We start from the raw sequence: 14,272 nt of genomic DNA, 5'->3' as shown, positions 1-14,272 counted from the left end.
GTGAGCATCCCTGCATCCCTTTGCGCGTGATCATAAAGGTCTTCCGAGTATTGCTGGCTTCGAAGCCAAGACGCACCCGCTCAGGGCACTTGTCCGACGCGCCCTGTCCAAACGACAATCTTAGAAGGTGGCTTCGCTGCGACTAGCCGCCAAGGAGGATGGCAGCATGACAAAGATCGCCTTCATCGGACTCGGATCGATGGGCGGGCCCATGGCCCGAAATCTCCTCAAACACAGCTTTGAGGTTCAGGGCTTCGATATTGCCGCAAAGAGCCTCGCGGATCTACAAGCGGCGGGAGGCACGCTGGCCGCCTCGGCTGCCGGAGCCTGCGCGGGTGCGAATTTTGTCGTGCTTATGGTGGTCGATGCGGCGCAGGCGCAATCGGTGCTCTTCACCGATGGAGCGCTCGCGGCAGCCCCTCCTGACGCGACCGTCTGTCTGATGGCGACCTGTCCGCCGAAATCGGTCGAATCTATCGCCGCGCGTGTTACCGCGACCGGGCGAGGATTTATCGACGCGCCGGTCTCGGGCGGTACTGCCGGGGCAACAGCCGGGACGCTGACGATCATGGCGGCTGCGCCGCAGAGCATCTTCGAGGCAGCCCAGCCGATCTTCAAGGCGATGGGCGACAGGGTCTTCCACATAGGCGAGCACCCCGGCCAGGGAGCAGTCGTCAAGACCGTCAACCAGCTCCTCTGCGGCGTTCACATCGCTGTAGCGGCCGAGGCCTTTTCGCTCGCTGAGAAGGCCGGTGTCGATGCCGCGCGCATGCTCGACATTCTCTCGGGTACATCAGCCTCGAGCTGGATGCTGAAAGATCGCGGGCCGCGCATGATCATGGTGGACGACCCGGAGGCCTTCAGCACAGTCGATATCTTCGTCAAGGATCTCGGCATCGTGCTCGAGGCGGGCCGAGAAACCAAGGCGGCGCTGCCGTTCGCCGCTCTGTCCCACCAGCTCTTCCTTTCCGTTTCCGGCCACGGCGACGGCCAAGTCGATGACAGCCAGGTGATCCGCGCCTATCGCGCGCTCAACGGTGGGTGAGCGCGATCAAGCAGCCCCCAAACCTTAATCAACGACTATTGGGTGCTCGGCAACAAGCTCGCCTTCACACGTCTTCCGAAGGATATCCAGGAGATCGTCAGCCGCGAGCTCGACCGTTCCGCGCTCGATCAGCGGGCCGACGCGCGTCTCAGCCAGAGCTTGCCCAGCGACCTGACGGCCAATGGGATCTCATTCATCGAGGTTGACCGGGAGGCGTTGCGGAAAGCATCGCCGCTTCCTGCAGATGTGCAGCCATTATCTGGTTCGCCTGCACGCCGGCCTCGGGCTGATTCAGGTCGAGAACCAGGTCGGGCTGGCGCGCGAGCGCTTCTTCACGCCGCGACTGCGCTTCAAGACCTACGAGAAGCTGAACGCCTGCCTGCATGACAAGTGCGTCGCCTACGCCAAGGCGCATCGTCACGTCGAGCAGCCGGAACGAATATCTGGAACGTGTTCGAGGAGGGGGCGCGGCAAGCTGATTGAAGACTGCGGTTCCTTCGACGGGTTCCATACAAAGCCGGCCTCGGTCTGAAGGCCGGCGAGGTGCCGGCCCTGGTCATGCCCGATCGGAAGCCGCCGCGGAAGAGTCAGTGCCGCGATCCAGGCGGCTATACGATTGGCGAGAAGAAGCCTGCAACCGCCAAAGTAATCGTGCGCAGGATCGCACCGCGCGGCTGATGCGATTGCATCTTTCGCCGCACCGCACTGAGGGCTTCGTCTGTCAGGCGGTCTAGGTTTCGCGCGGGCCGAGCACTAGCACTGTCAGGACGGCGAGGAACGTGGCAACCGCGCTGTAGGCAAAGACACTGGCAATCCCGGCATTATCCACCAGTAGTCCGCCGAAAATCGCGCCGGCTGCGATGGCCACTTGGAACGTTGCGGCCATCAGCACACCGACGCTTTCGGCCTGCTCGGGAGCGGCGCGCAGCACCATCCACGTCTGTAACCCCACTGGCACCGCGCCGAAGGCAAAGCCCCATACGGCAACCGCAATCGCCGAGGCCGATGCCGATGCCGATGCTCCCACCGTCAGCAGCGAGACAGCGGCTATCGCTATGAGCAGGGGCGGCAGGGCCGCGACTGCCTTGAGGCTGTGCTTGGCCAGGAATGCGCCGGCAAAATTGCCGAAGAAGCCGCCGACGCCAGAAGCGAGCAACACTAGCGAGATCGTTTCGATGTCGAGCGCGGGAACCTTCTCGAGAAAGGCACGGATGTAGATGAAGCTGGCGAAGTGCCCAGAAGCGACCAGCAGGACGACCAAATACGCGACCCTGATCGTCGGATTCTTGGCCACATCCAGCAGACTGCGGAATGTAGCCACTTCAACCGGAGGCAGCGTCGGAATGGTTATGAATTGGACCAGCAGTGTAGCGGCATTAACGACTGCGGCGATCATGAAGGCGGCTCGCCATCCGCAGATCTCGCCGACATAGGCGCCGATTGGAGGCGCGCAAACGGTAGCGACGGAAACGCCGGTGAGGATGATCGACATGGCGCGCGGAAGGAGGTGACTTGGAACGAGCCGCATCGCCAGCGCTGCCGAAATCGACCAAAAGCCTCCGAGCGCTATGCCGAGCACGACGCGTGCCATCAGGAAAATAGGCAGCGACCAGGCGACCTCCGCCAGAACGTTGGACAAGATCTGCAGCAGCGTCATCGCCCACACGACGATCTTGCGGTCCAGGCGCTTTGTAATCATGGCCATCGTTGGCGCCGAGATCGCCGCAGCGATCGCGGTGGCTGTCAGCGCCTGTCCTGCCGCACCCTTGGTGATACCAAGATCATGCGCGAGTGGCGTCAGCACGCTGGCAGGCAGAAACTCTGCCGTCACCAGCCCGAAGGTGCCCAAGGCAAGCGAAATGACCGCACCCCATGCAGGACAAGACCGTTGATTGGGCTTTTCTGGGTCGTGCAGAACAACCTCCGTGAAGCCTGTCGCCGATTCGGTCATGAATAAGCTCTTCAGTTTGAATGCGCTGCAACATGGGGTGGCTGCGTCGACCCGCCTTAAAGCCAGAAGCGCCGCCTTTCCCGGCGGCGTTGCACGGGGAGGGGATGTTCATAGCTTCGCGACATGTTGTGAGGGTGCGGCGTGCAATATCGATGCCGTTTCCTTGAGCCGGACGACGCTGTCGTCGAGGAGGGGACAATGTCCCGACGTTCGACGGGAATGGGCACGGGCTCCTTGGCCGCTCGTATGGAGCTTTGCGTCTCAGCCATAGTTTGTAGCTCTCTTCGCTTTGATGGGCTCTAACGATGAGCAAGCGCCATGCCATTTCACTTGAGGGCACCCAATCGACTACTTTTTTGCAGAGACCCGTTTGGCTTGAGCAGGAGCACCGTGCCTCCGCCGAGACCGAGCGCCCCGCACAATCGGTCACTAGGACCGAGAAGGGTGCTGTATGGTCGGGGTAATCAGCACTTTCGCGCCGACTCGGGAAACACGAAAACCGTTCCAGACAGGCGGCCGATGCATTGCCGTACACCGGCGGGCACGGCGGCGATCGAGTAAGGCTTTGTCTCTACCGCGTTCTTGCGTGCGCAGGCACGGCGATCCGCGAAGACACCGCTGTCGCAGCATGTACGACCGCGCGCTGTTGCCACTCCCGCCCTGTCGAGGAAGGTCTTTGATATCTTCCAGCCCCTCAGCAAGCGCACACCGCTCCGGACGCGGTGAGGATCGAGTTCGGCTCGGGTCGCGGCGTTTGCATGCTTCAGGTCCCTTTCATTTGCTCCTCCGTGCGTCTCTATCCGCAAACCTTCTGTGTCCGAAGCTGAACAAGAATGTCGCAAGCCCGACCAAAAGGCCGACAAGGCCGGGCCACCGGTACCGGGCAAGTGGTGCAATGCAAACGGTGCGCTAATCGGCACGCAACTTGCTCCGAGAATTTTGTCAGGGTGGGCGTCAGCAGTGCTTCATGGAGCTCAGCGGTCATTGACCAATCTATACGGCGCCTGAGCCGGGACGATGCTGGTAGTCGACCTTGTGACCAGCCGTGCGATCCAATCGAGCGCAAGAACGCCTGACGTTCAGGAGAAACCAAATGGCGATTAACCCGGTTCCAGATCATGTGCCGTCCGAAATGGTGAGGGACTTCAGTCTGTTCACGTCGCCTGGCATGGCGCCGACGCCCAACGGGGATCCGCACGCAGCTGTCGCTTGCGTCCATGCCGGGCCGCCGATCTTTTATTCGCCCTGCAACACGCGCGGTGGCCGGGGTACCTGGGTTATCACTCGCGCCAGAGACCAACGCCGTGTGCTGCAGGACACCGAAACCTTTTCCAGCCATCGCAGCATCTTCTCATCCGCGCTGGGCGAAAACTGGCCAATGATCCCGCTTGAACTCGATCCACCGGCCCATGGCGTCTTTCGCTCACTGCTCAATCCGCTGCTTTCGCCAAAGCGGGTGATGGTATTGGAGCCGGCTGTCCGCGAGCGAGCGATCACTCTGATCGATAGGATCGCCGCATCGGGCACAAGCTGCGACGTCATGAAGGATTTTGCCTTTCCTTTCACGGTCAGCATCTTCCTTCGCCTTCTGGGGCTGCCGGATCACCGACTCGATACATTTGTCGGCTGGGCGAAAGATCTGCTCCACGGCGACGATGTGAAGCGACCGGCGGCGGCCCGGACGATTGTGGCCTTCATCGACGAACTTGCAACCAAGCGCCGCAAGGAACCGGTCGACGATTTCATGACCTTCATCGTGCAGGCACAGGTCGGGGGCCGCCGGCTGACCGAGGAGGAAGTCCGTGGCATCGGCGTGCTCGTGTTCGTCGCGGGGCTCGACACGGTCGCGGCAGCTATAGGCTTTGGCCTGGCTTATCTCGCGCGCAACCTCAAAGATCAGGAATTGCTGCGGCGCGAACCGGACCGGATCATGCTCGCAGCCGAAGAATTGCTGCGCGCCTATCCGACCGTTCAGATAATCCGCGTGGCAACAAAAGATATCGACTTCGAAGGCGCGCCGATCCGCAAGGGGGATTATGTTTCCTGCGCCACGATGATTGCCAATCGTGACCCAGCGGAATTCGAATGCCCCAACACGGTCGATCTGGCGCGAGAGGAAAACCGCCACGCCGCCTTTGGCTATGGTCCCCATCGTTGCCTTGGCTCACACCTTGCCCGGCGGGAGATTGTCATTGGCCTGGAGGAGTGGCTGGCGCGCATCCCGGCTTTCCGGATCAAGAAAGCTACGGCACCCATTACCTCTGGCGGCCATGTGTTCGGGCTCGAAAATCTGATCCTGGACTGGTCCTGACCAAGCCCGGTCCCGAGCCGGGCACAGACATTGGAGGTAGCGCCATGCGCATTATTGTCCACAAAGCCAAATGCCAGGGTCACGCGCGATGCTCGGCGCAAGCGCCGGACGTCTTCAAACTTGATGACGAGGGCTACATCCTGCCCGGTGACATTGAGGTTGCGGAGGGGGAGCAACGGCTTGCGTCACGCGGTGCGCGATCCTGCCCCGAACGTGCGCTGGAACTCGACCGTACACCCGCTGCGCGGGGTTGAGCACGACGTCATTGAACCGAGAATCTGGCGGGCTTGAATGGGGGATCGGCCATGTGGCCGCACACTGGAAGAGCGGCACGCGGCCTCTCCCCACCCGTCCTCGTCCAACTGCGCAAGGGCATCCCCGGCATCGAGGTGCTCCCATGATGCGCAAACGGCGGGCGGGGCTCGCGAAACATCTCTTCCTATCACCCAATTTGCGGCAGAGACGATGGACCAGGCAAAAATTACCGAATTACTCGACCGTGAGGCGATCCGCGACTGCCTCTATCGATACTGCCGCGGTATAGACCGCGCGGATGAGGCGGCGTTGCGCGGCGCGTACTGGCCCGATGCGCATGACCATCACGGGGCCTATTGCGGCTCGGCAGAGGGCTTCATCCGGTTTGCGCTCGGTGTCTTCAATACCGGGCCTCGCAACATCCATCAGATCACGAACATCCTGATCGAATTCATCAGCTCGGCAAAGGCCGCGGTCGAGAGCTATTTCACAGCGTTGCAGCGCGGACCGGACAAAGACGGAGAAGTACGCCAGACGCTCCTCTGCGGCCGTTACTGCGATCTGTTTCAGAAGAGGGAAGGGGAGTGGCGGATTGCCGAACGGACGGTGGTCTACGATTGGATCGAGGAGCAGATCCCACCCGCGGTCCTTGAGGCAGAACGGTTCGGCCCGCGACAGCCGATTGGAGCACCTTATCCGCACGATCCGGTCTACGCGCTCGGGACGCGTCGCATTCCTTTTCGCCATGATGCCTTCAGAGATTTCGAACGGGAGATCCGCATCGGCAATGGGGACAACAGACTATGACAACTTTGCAATGTTACAGCGACCTCGGCGATAGCCTGCGCAGTGAAGATGCGGCCGACAGGGCTGCCTTTCTGCTCCGCGACAGCGTGAGCGTGAAAGCGACCTGCTCTGTCGCCACGAGCCCGCCGACGACGCTGGTGCGCATCGACTTGCGGGACCCCGGCAGAGCCGCTCATCGAGGCAAGCGCCTGTCCTCGGCGGGTCCCTCACCAGCTTCGACTGCCAAATCGAGAGTTGGACCGCTGCCGGAACGCTCGACGTCTATCTGGGGCCGCAACTGGCTGTCACCCGGGCGTGCTGCTTTACCTCATTCCGCCCAACGGGTGATGGGCTGAGATCGCTGAGGCTCGTCGCGGAGAAGTTCTCATGAAGCAGGCAGGACGCATCGTCATCATTACAGGCGCCGCAGGCGGGATCGGCCGAGCACTGGTCGATCTTCTTGCCGGGGATGGAGACAGTGTTGTTGCGGTGGACCTTCCGGGCAGCGGCGTCGTTGAATTGGCCCGTGGTCTCGGCTACCCGCATCTCGGCCTCGAGTGCGATGTCTCGCGAGAGGAGGATATTCTCGCGCTTTACGGCCGGGTCGAAGCACAGTTCGCTGAGATCGGCGTCCTCATCAACAACGCAGCGGTGGGACCCACCATGGCCGCGACTGTCGACACCGGCGTCGACGCCTTCCGACGCGGCCTGGCAGTAAACCTAATTGGGCCGTTCGTCATGGCTCGCGAAGCGGCGAGACGCATGAGGCAAGGCGGTGCCATCGTCAACGTCGCTTCCATGGCAGGCATGGTCGGCAATCCCAAGCGCAATGCCTACGCAGCCTCGAAAGCAGGCCTGATCTCGTTGACGAAGTCGCTTGCATGCGAGTGGGCGTCTCGTGGCATCCGCGTGACGGCGGTAGCACCGGGCTACGTGCGCACCCCGATGGTCGCAGAACTGGAACGCGCGGGCAAAATGAACCTCGCCGCGGTGCGCCGCCGTGTGCCGATGGGGCGCTTGGCGCGGCCCGACGAGATCGCCCGCGCCGTGCGTTTTCTGGCCAGCACGCAGGCGCGCTACATCACCGGATCGGTGCTCGCGGTCGACGGCGGCTGGATGTCATTCAACCAGCCGGGGGATGCACACCCACCGGTGGATGGGACGCCCCGAGCCGAGCTCTCCTGTCCGGCCGAACGCACCGACGCGCGAATCGTGCTCATCACGGGCGGCGCGAACGGCGTAGGCGCGGCCGTCGTTCGCCGCTTTGCCGCCAACGGCGATACCGTCGTGATTGCTGATAAGGATGGCGCTGCAGCGGCAGAGCTCGCTGGATTGCTCGACGGCAAGACCCCGGCCAAATCCGTGAACGTGGCAGCCGAGGGTGATGTGGTGGCGCTATTCGAGGAGTTGCGGGGACGCTTCGGGCGCATCGATGTCCTCGTCAACGGTGCTGCTGTCGCCGACACTTTGTTGTCGGGGATCGAACAAACACCGGAACAGATCGAACACGTCCTGGAGATCAATCTCACCGGAGCCTTCACCTGTGCGCGCGAGGCGATCAAGGCGATGTGCCCTGGCGGCGTGATCCTCAACCTCGGATCGATCACCAGCTTTCTGCCATTGGCGCCGCGCCATGCCCACGGCGCCTCCAAGGCGGGGATGGACATTCTGACCCGATGCATGGCGGCCGAACTCGGGCCGGTGGGGATTCGGACAGCCACCGTCGCTCCTGGCTACATCCGCACGCCTGCACTTGCTCAGTTGGCGAAAGCCGGCCGCATCGACTCGACAGCAATCGGACGACGCATCCCCATGGGGAGGATGGGACGGCCAGAAGACGTCGCAGATGCAGCGTTCTTCCTTGCTTCGTCTGACGCCTCATACATCAACGGCTCGATCCTCTACGTGGACGGCGGCTGGACCTCGTTCGGTGATGCGGGAAACGCCAGCGAACTCTATGACGACTGTTTTGCGGAGGCCGCGGCTTGATTATCGACCATTCGCCAGCCGACGGGCTGCGGCTCATCGAAGCCGAAGAGGTCCAAGGCTTCAGGCTTGGGCTGCGCGCCGCGCCCGAAGCGATTCCTGCGATCGAGCATGTCATCCTCGGCCATGACGAAAACGTCCTCATCGCGGTCGAAGCGGTTCCAACCGCTCGGGGCGCGCCTGCAACCGCCGAATGGCGAGCGGTTTGCCGCAAGACTACGCCGCCGCCAAGGGCTGGATCGACGCTGCGGCCAATACCTTCTGTGCGCATGCCGAGCGCATCCCCTGATCGGCAAACTCCCTCTGTAAACAAGGAAGCACCATGGAATTCGCGACCTTCATCCTGGCGGCCCAGCGCGGCTATCATCAATCGTCCGACAGCGTCATCCGCAACTCCATTGAACAGGCTGTCGCTTCGGAGCAGGCTGGCTTCAACACCGCGTGGTTCGCGGAGCACCACTTCAACAATTACAGCCTGATTCCCTCGCCCTTGATGATGGTGGCGCACTGCGCCGGCGTGACGAGCACCATTCGCCTTGGCACCGCCGTCTGCGTGCTGCCGCTTTATCAACCGCAGCGCCTGCTTTCCGAGATCGGCTTCGCCGACATCGTTGCAAACGGCCGTCTCGAGCTCGGCGTTGGCCTGGGATACCAGCAATTCGAGTTCGAGCGCTTCGGCGTAAATATCGATGAGGCGCCGGCCGTCTTCTCGGAATACCTGGACATCCTTCTGAAGGGCCTCAACCAAGACATCTTCGAGCACGACGGCCAGTATGAGAACATACCCCCGACAGCGATTTCGGTGCGCACCGTCCAGAAGCCGACACCGCCGATCTGGATCGCCGGCGGGTCCGCGCGCATGCGCCGGGCCTATCGTGAGGGACACAATTTCTTTGTCACAGCATTCCACAATGGCTTGGAGACTTTGAGCACGCTGCGCGAATCCATCAAGAGGGCGGCGGCTTCCGCAGGTAAGAATGTCACGGACGCCAAGATATCGCTGCTGCGCTGCTGCTATGCCAGCGACGACGAGGCAGAGATCAACAGCTATCTCGACAATGCCCGCTTCCAGCGCCGGCTGTCTGAAGCACTGCATCAGCGCCGCCAGCAGAGCCTGGACGGCTATCTGCTGCAGGAAACGCCGACGCAGCAGGATCTGTCATTCGAGACGATGCGCGAGAACCTGCCGATTGGCAGCGTGAATCGCGTGATTGATCGCCTATTGGAAGAGGTGGATATCTTGAAACCGGACCAGATCGCAATTCAGACCCAATTGGGGGATTTCGACCAAAAGACGATGCTGCGCCAGATCGAGCTCTGGGGAGACAAGATCATCCCGGCGGTCAACAAGTCGCTCGCTCATGCGAGGGGTTGAAATCCGCAACGGCTGAACTCTCACCTCGGCTGGTTGGTCGTTTCGAAAGGCAGAAGCGCGCGGTCAACAGCAGGGACGGAGCCGAGGTCGCTCGCAGCGACAGGTTCAGGGGACCTATGTCGAAGGTCTGTCAAACGAATGCCTTGCCCCGGCTTCCATCGCCGTTGCAACGGCCTCCGGCCGGAACGCAGCGTTCACCGTGCCGCCCGCACAGTGACGACGCAGCTTCAGCATGGCGGCGGCACGATGTGCGCCCAGCAGCTGCAAGAAAGCTCGCTGTGTTGGAGAATTCCCGACGAGCGGTTTCATCACCCGCGACGGCTCCAGATGGATGCCGGAGTATCTCACCGCTATCGACGGCACGACCTGCATCGGCTGCGGCTGCTGCTTCAAGGTCTGCTCGCGCGAGGTCATGCATCTTTACGGCATCGATGACGCGGGTGAAATCCTCGGCGTCTGCGACGGCGAGGACGATGACTTCGACGGCGAGCTCAATCGCATGATCATGGTCGTCGACCATGCCGGCTGCATTGGCTGCGGAGCCTGCGCCCGCGTCTGCCCGAAGAACTGCCAGACGCATGTTGCGGCCGACAAGGTCGCCGCATGCTGGCGGACAAACCAAGAGAACGCCACCATATTCGCCAATCACAATTGCCGGTTCAGCGCCTGCCAATGGCCGCGCATCGAGCTGGAGAGGAGGTTCGACCAGCATGTGCTTGCCTGCGTGCTTTCGCGTGCGCTCGAGGAGGTCGAGGCCGGCGAGGCGACGGCGACAGAGGCGACCGGCCTTTCGCGCGCCGAGCTGCGCGACGTCTTGCCCCGCGGTTTCCCCGCTGCCGCTGTCAACGCCTTCGCCTTGGAAGAGGTGAGCGACCCCGAGCCAGACATGGAGGAAGAACTTCTGCGCGGCCTGCTGCTGGCGCATGCCCGGCCGGGCGACCCGGCGAGCGCCCGCTTCGCCAAGATCGTCGCCCGCCGTGCCATGCGCAATGACCATCTCTGGCAGGACCTTGGCCTTCTCAACCGGGCCGAGCTCAGCCGCCTGCTTGCCACGCATTTTCCGACGCTGGCGGCCGGCAACACCCAAAACATGAGATGGAAGAAGTACTTTTACCGCAAACTCTGCGAGGCCGAAGGTTTTTCGCTTTGCACTGCGCCCAATTGCCGGCAATGCAATGATTTCGAAAGCTGCTTCGGCCCGGAGGAAGGCGAAAGTCGCCTCATGCGGGTCAAGAACGGGATCGCATTGGATTAAGGGCCGCTTTCGTCAGGGTTACGAGGCCTTCAGGCCTTGGTCGCCGTTGAGCCATAAGCGCTTTTCCCGGCGCCGTTGTATCGAGGAGGGGATGTTCATCGCCTCGCGATATTTTGTGACGGTGCGGCGAGCGACATCGATGCCGGTCTCCTTGAGCCGGACAGCAATGTCATCGTCGGAAAGCACGTCATCAAGCGATTCTTCGGCGACTATTGCCTTGATCCGATGGCGGACAGCTTCGGCGGAGTGCGCGTCACCGCCTTCGGAGGAGGCGATCGCGACAGTGAAAAAATACTTCAGTTCGAACACCCCGCGCGGGGTAAGCATGTACTTGTTCGAGGTCACCCGGCTTACCGTCGACTCGTGCACGTTGATCGCGTCAGCGACAGTCCTGAGATTGAGAGGCCGCAGGTGGGCGACGCCATGTTCCAAAAAGGCATCCTGCTGGCGCACGATTTCAGTCGCAACCTTAAGGATCGTCTTGGCCCGCTGATCGAGGCTGCGGATTAGCCAGTTCGCATTTTGCAAGCATTCGTTGAGAAAGGCCATATCTTTCGAATTTTGGCCGGCCCGGCGTGAGACTTCCGCGACATAGCTTTGGTTGATCAGCACCTTGGGCAACGTGTCTGGATCAAGTTCGATTTGCCATCCACCGCCGGGCGAGGGCATGACCCAGACGTCGGGTATGATGGATTCCGACGCTCCGGATTGGAATCGGTTTCCAGGCTTGGGATCGAGCGCACGGATTTCCTGCAACATGTCGAGAAGGTCTTCTTCATCGACACCGCAACGCTGCTTCAATGCCTGAAAATCGCGTCGCGCAAGCATTTCAAGATTGGCAACCAAAGCTGCCATCGCCGGGTCGAACCGGTCTCGCTGGCGCAACTGGATCTCAAGGCATTCGCTGAGCGTTCGCGCGAAGATTCCTGGTGGATCAAAGTGCTGCAAGGTTCCGAGAACCCGTGCCACATCAGCCCCCCGGATGTTTAAGCTCTCTGCCAGCTCCAAAAGGTTTGCCCGAATGTAGCCAGTGTCTTCCAGATGAGCGGCAAGCTGGCCAGCAATCAGCCGCTCCTGTGGTGTGAGCGCAGTGAGGGCGATCTGGCGAGCGACATGGTCGTGCAATGTTTCGGTGAGGGCGGCAAACTCGTCGAAGGCAGGGCGATTGCCCGGCGGGTTGTTGCTCGTGTTGCGAAGTGATTTCCATTCCCCGAGCCGTTCGGGGGATCCGGCCATGGTCGGCCTTGCAACGTCGTTTTCGCGTGCACCGATGTACTGATCCTCCCCCGAATTCGGCAAAACGTCGCCAAAAGCCTCGCCATCGTTTGAAGCAGGCTCCAAAAGCGGATTCTTCTCGAGTTCCTGCTCCACGAACTGATGCAGTTCGGCATGCGCCAGTTGCAGCAAGCGTATCGACTCAATGAGTTGAGGCGAGGCGACCATAGATAGCTTCTGGCGCTGAAGCAGGCTTGCTGATGATTGCATGGTGAGCTCGATAATCCTGTCGAGGAGGCTCTTGGCCGTGCGTAATGGGAACTAGGTCATGCGGCGGCCTTCAGCTTTTCAAGAACGTTCTGTGGGGATGAGACGCCATAGGGGTCGGTCTCGCAGTTGTCGGAGAAACCTTCCTCCTCGAACCACTGCTCCACCACGCCATTGTTGATCAGGGCGGCGTAGCGCCAGGAGCGCATACCGAAGCCGAGATTGTCCTTGGCGACCAGCATGCCCATTTTGCGCGTGAACTCGCCTGACCCATCCGGGATGAGCTCGACCTTCTGCAGAGCCAAGGACTTCCCCCACGCATTCATGACGAAGGCATCGTTGACGGAGACGCAGTAGATCGCGTCAATTCCCTGCTTCTCAAATTCGTCATAGAGCTCTTCGAAATTGGGCAGTTGGTAGGTCGAGCAGGTCGGGGTGAAGGCGCCAGGCAGCGAGAACAGTATGACGCGCTTGCCGGCAAAGTAGTCGTCGGATGTTCTTTCTTCCCAGCGATATGGATTTGGCCCCTGGACTGACTCGTCGCGAACACGCGTGAGAAAGGTAACGAAGGGAACCTTCTTTTGAACGGTCATCAAACTGCTCCTCTAGAAAAAACTGGCGCACTGGATTTCAGCTGGGGCTGGCGCAATAGCGAGCTAGGGCCCGCGTGCCAGGCAGGAGATGAGGCCCTCGCGGCTCTCAACCTCCTTTTTCCATCCGGATGTATGGGAACGTCCTGGCTCCTGGTCTTCGTTGCCCGAACGCCATCGATATGAGTGAGCTGGAAGCCTCCGAGCCGCTTGGGCAATCTTTCCACGGCTATGGCGCCGGAAGCGGCATCGATCACCCGCTGCTCGTGCCCTGGAAAAAGTGATAGCACCCGGAAGTAGCCAGTATCGAAATAAGCGTGTGAAGCCGCAAATGTGTTTTCACACAAGAGACCCGCGTCACTGAACTGGTTCAGCGCATCGTCGAGACTTGCCAGTGACGCGCTGACCTTGGCTTGGGCGACCCTTTGATAGGGCTCTTGGGCGCTCACATGCTGATCAGAACCGGTAAACGGCAATTGCGCGAGTGCCACGTGTTGGCGTGTCGGCATCGGACCAGCCATGCTCAAAGCAGCTATCAAGCACGGACCTCCGAAGCGGACGATATCCCGATCTGCAGCGGGAGTGGGCACCGTCGCCTCGGACGATCGTATAGAGGTTCGCGTGTCAGCCATGGTTCGGTAGTTGCTTTCTTCGTGCTTTGATGGGCTCTAAACCACGAGGAGCAAGCGGCATGCCATTTCAATTGAAGATACCTTTGCAGCGACCCTTTTGGCTTGAGAGAACCGTGTCTTCGCCCAGACCGGGCGCGCGCTATAACCGCTTGGTCACCACAGCAACAAAGGTGCTTTATGGTGCGGATATTCAGCGCTTCCGCACCGGCTGGCGAAAGACGGACCGAACAGACCGAGCCGATGCAATACCGCACACGGGCGGCACTGCAGCGATTGCACAGTGTCTGCCGCTAGCGTGTTCTTGCGTGCGCAGAGGCACGGCTATCGCGAACACACGCCTATAGCAGCAACCGTGAGCGCGCTCTTCAGCAAGCGCTCTGGTCCGGATTCGGTGAGGATAGAATTCGGCTCGGGTGCGACGTTTACATGCTTGAGGTTCATTTGGTCCCCCCGAGCGTGTCTATCGGCAACCTTTTTATGTCCGAAACTGGACAAGAATGTCGCAAGCCCGACCGAAAGGCCGCGATCGTGTCCCAGGGAGTGGTGTAGCTGACGGCTTGGTCGCCGCGCTCTCCGGCATGGGGGCCGGGCTGATCAGCGTGCC

General features: G+C 61.2%; 13 protein-coding genes and 2 pseudogenes. 9 read left to right on the top strand and 6 right to left on the bottom strand.

Annotation, left to right across the window (positions count from 1 at the left end; genetic code table 11):
* Positions 1–166: 166 nt before the first annotated feature.
* The gene (locus tag CIT26_RS10110; RefSeq protein WP_095492447.1) at positions 167–1,045 is read left to right on the top strand and encodes an NAD(P)-dependent oxidoreductase; all 879 of its coding nucleotides are present in this window, start codon (positions 167–169) and stop codon (positions 1,043–1,045) included.
* Between the two features lie 36 nt (positions 1,046–1,081).
* Positions 1,082–1,273, top strand: a pseudogene (locus CIT26_RS38665) (TRAP transporter substrate-binding protein); the annotation flags it as partial.
* Here CIT26_RS38665 and CIT26_RS38660 read toward each other — a convergent pair.
* Positions 1,239–1,556, bottom strand: coding sequence for a hypothetical protein (locus tag CIT26_RS38660; protein WP_143747820.1), 318 nt, complete (start codon positions 1,554–1,556; stop codon positions 1,239–1,241). The pseudogene CIT26_RS38665 and the gene CIT26_RS38660 sit on opposite strands and share 35 nt — an antisense overlap.
* Before the next feature lie 219 nt (positions 1,557–1,775).
* Positions 1,776–2,996, bottom strand: a complete 1,221-nt coding sequence (locus CIT26_RS10100; RefSeq protein WP_095492446.1) for an MFS transporter — start codon at positions 2,994–2,996, stop codon at positions 1,776–1,778.
* Between the two features lie 1,093 nt (positions 2,997–4,089).
* Between CIT26_RS10100 and CIT26_RS10095 the strand changes: the two genes are divergently transcribed.
* The 4 genes from CIT26_RS10095 (at position 4,090) to CIT26_RS10080 (ending at position 8,337) form a co-directional block, all read left to right on the top strand.
* Entirely contained in the window at positions 4,090–5,307 is a 1,218-nt protein-coding gene (locus tag CIT26_RS10095) for a cytochrome P450 (protein ID WP_095492445.1), read from the top strand.
* A 44-nt stretch (positions 5,308–5,351) separates the two neighbouring features.
* The gene (locus CIT26_RS10090) at positions 5,352–5,561 is read left to right on the top strand and encodes a ferredoxin (protein ID WP_095492444.1); all 210 of its coding nucleotides are present in this window, start codon (positions 5,352–5,354) and stop codon (positions 5,559–5,561) included.
* 211 nt (positions 5,562–5,772) lie between these two features.
* Complete coding sequence (locus tag CIT26_RS10085) at positions 5,773–6,369, top strand: nuclear transport factor 2 family protein (protein WP_095492443.1); 597 nt, start codon at positions 5,773–5,775, stop codon at positions 6,367–6,369.
* 366 nt (positions 6,370–6,735) lie between these two features.
* A complete protein-coding gene (locus CIT26_RS10080; RefSeq protein ID WP_095492442.1) occupies positions 6,736–8,337 on the top strand; it encodes an SDR family oxidoreductase in 1,602 nt (533 codons plus the stop codon).
* Here the strand turns inward: CIT26_RS10080 and CIT26_RS36505 are convergent.
* The gene (locus CIT26_RS36505) at positions 8,304–8,462 is read right to left on the bottom strand and encodes a hypothetical protein (RefSeq protein WP_167391355.1); all 159 of its coding nucleotides are present in this window, start codon (positions 8,460–8,462) and stop codon (positions 8,304–8,306) included. The genes CIT26_RS10080 and CIT26_RS36505 overlap by 34 nt on opposite strands.
* Before the next feature lie 194 nt (positions 8,463–8,656).
* Between CIT26_RS36505 and CIT26_RS10075 the strand changes: the two genes are divergently transcribed.
* The 3 genes and pseudogenes from CIT26_RS10075 (at position 8,657) to CIT26_RS10070 (ending at position 10,964) form a co-directional block, all read left to right on the top strand.
* A complete protein-coding gene (locus tag CIT26_RS10075) occupies positions 8,657–9,709 on the top strand; it encodes an LLM class flavin-dependent oxidoreductase (RefSeq protein ID WP_095492441.1) in 1,053 nt (350 codons plus the stop codon).
* 331 nt (positions 9,710–10,040) lie between these two features.
* Positions 10,041–10,313, top strand: a pseudogene (gene fdxB, locus CIT26_RS37475) (ferredoxin III, nif-specific); the annotation flags it as partial.
* A gap of 30 nt (positions 10,314–10,343) precedes the next feature.
* Positions 10,344–10,964: a nitrogen fixation protein NifQ gene (locus CIT26_RS10070; protein WP_245319336.1), complete on the top strand. Its 621-nt coding sequence runs from the start codon at positions 10,344–10,346 to the stop codon at positions 10,962–10,964.
* Positions 10,965–10,982: 18 nt separating this feature from the next.
* Here the strand turns inward: CIT26_RS10070 and rpoN are convergent, their stop codons facing one another.
* From rpoN to CIT26_RS38655, 3 genes are read right to left on the bottom strand one after another with little or no spacing between them, the layout of a single operon-like run.
* Complete coding sequence (gene rpoN / locus CIT26_RS10065) at positions 10,983–12,449, bottom strand: RNA polymerase factor sigma-54 (RefSeq protein WP_095492440.1); 1,467 nt, start codon at positions 12,447–12,449, stop codon at positions 10,983–10,985.
* A 56-nt stretch (positions 12,450–12,505) separates the two neighbouring features.
* A complete protein-coding gene (locus tag CIT26_RS10060) occupies positions 12,506–13,039 on the bottom strand; it encodes a peroxiredoxin (RefSeq protein WP_095492439.1) in 534 nt (177 codons plus the stop codon).
* Positions 13,039–13,545, bottom strand: coding sequence for a transcriptional repressor (locus CIT26_RS38655; RefSeq protein WP_167391354.1), 507 nt, complete (start codon positions 13,543–13,545; stop codon positions 13,039–13,041). The genes CIT26_RS10060 and CIT26_RS38655 overlap by 1 nt, the downstream gene beginning before the upstream one ends.
* Between the last annotated feature and the right edge of the window lie 727 nt (positions 13,546–14,272).

The sequence above is a fragment of the Mesorhizobium temperatum genome, assembly GCF_002284575.1.
GTDB classification, from domain to species: Bacteria; Pseudomonadota; Alphaproteobacteria; order Rhizobiales; family Rhizobiaceae; genus Mesorhizobium; species Mesorhizobium temperatum.
This window is presented reverse-complemented; position numbering and strand designations above follow the sequence as displayed.

Bases quoted from the DNA above. Each gene is read 5' to 3' on its own strand.
- CIT26_RS10095 (WP_095492445.1), top strand. From the start codon at position 4,090: ATGGCGATTAACCCGGTTCCAGATCATGTGCCGTCCGAAATGGTGAGG.
- CIT26_RS10080 (WP_095492442.1), top strand. From the start codon at position 6,736: ATGAAGCAGGCAGGACGCATCGTCATCATTACAGGCGCCGCAGGCGGG.
- CIT26_RS38660 (WP_143747820.1), bottom strand. From the start codon at position 1,556: ATGGAACCCGTCGAAGGAACCGCAGTCTTCAATCAGCTTGCCGCGCCC.
- rpoN (WP_095492440.1), bottom strand. From the start codon at position 12,449: ATGCAATCATCAGCAAGCCTGCTTCAGCGCCAGAAGCTATCTATGGTC.
- CIT26_RS36505 (WP_167391355.1), bottom strand. From the start codon at position 8,462: ATGGCCGAGGATGACATGCTCGATCGCAGGAATCGCTTCGGGCGCGGC.
- CIT26_RS10100 (WP_095492446.1), bottom strand. From the start codon at position 2,996: ATGACCGAATCGGCGACAGGCTTCACGGAGGTTGTTCTGCACGACCCA.
- CIT26_RS10085 (WP_095492443.1), top strand. From the start codon at position 5,773: ATGGACCAGGCAAAAATTACCGAATTACTCGACCGTGAGGCGATCCGC.
- CIT26_RS10075 (WP_095492441.1), top strand. From the start codon at position 8,657: ATGGAATTCGCGACCTTCATCCTGGCGGCCCAGCGCGGCTATCATCAA.
- CIT26_RS10060 (WP_095492439.1), bottom strand. From the start codon at position 13,039: ATGACCGTTCAAAAGAAGGTTCCCTTCGTTACCTTTCTCACGCGTGTT.
- CIT26_RS10090 (WP_095492444.1), top strand. From the start codon at position 5,352: ATGCGCATTATTGTCCACAAAGCCAAATGCCAGGGTCACGCGCGATGC.
- CIT26_RS38655 (WP_167391354.1), bottom strand. From the start codon at position 13,545: ATGCCGACACGCCAACACGTGGCACTCGCGCAATTGCCGTTTACCGGT.
- CIT26_RS10110 (WP_095492447.1), top strand. From the start codon at position 167: ATGACAAAGATCGCCTTCATCGGACTCGGATCGATGGGCGGGCCCATG.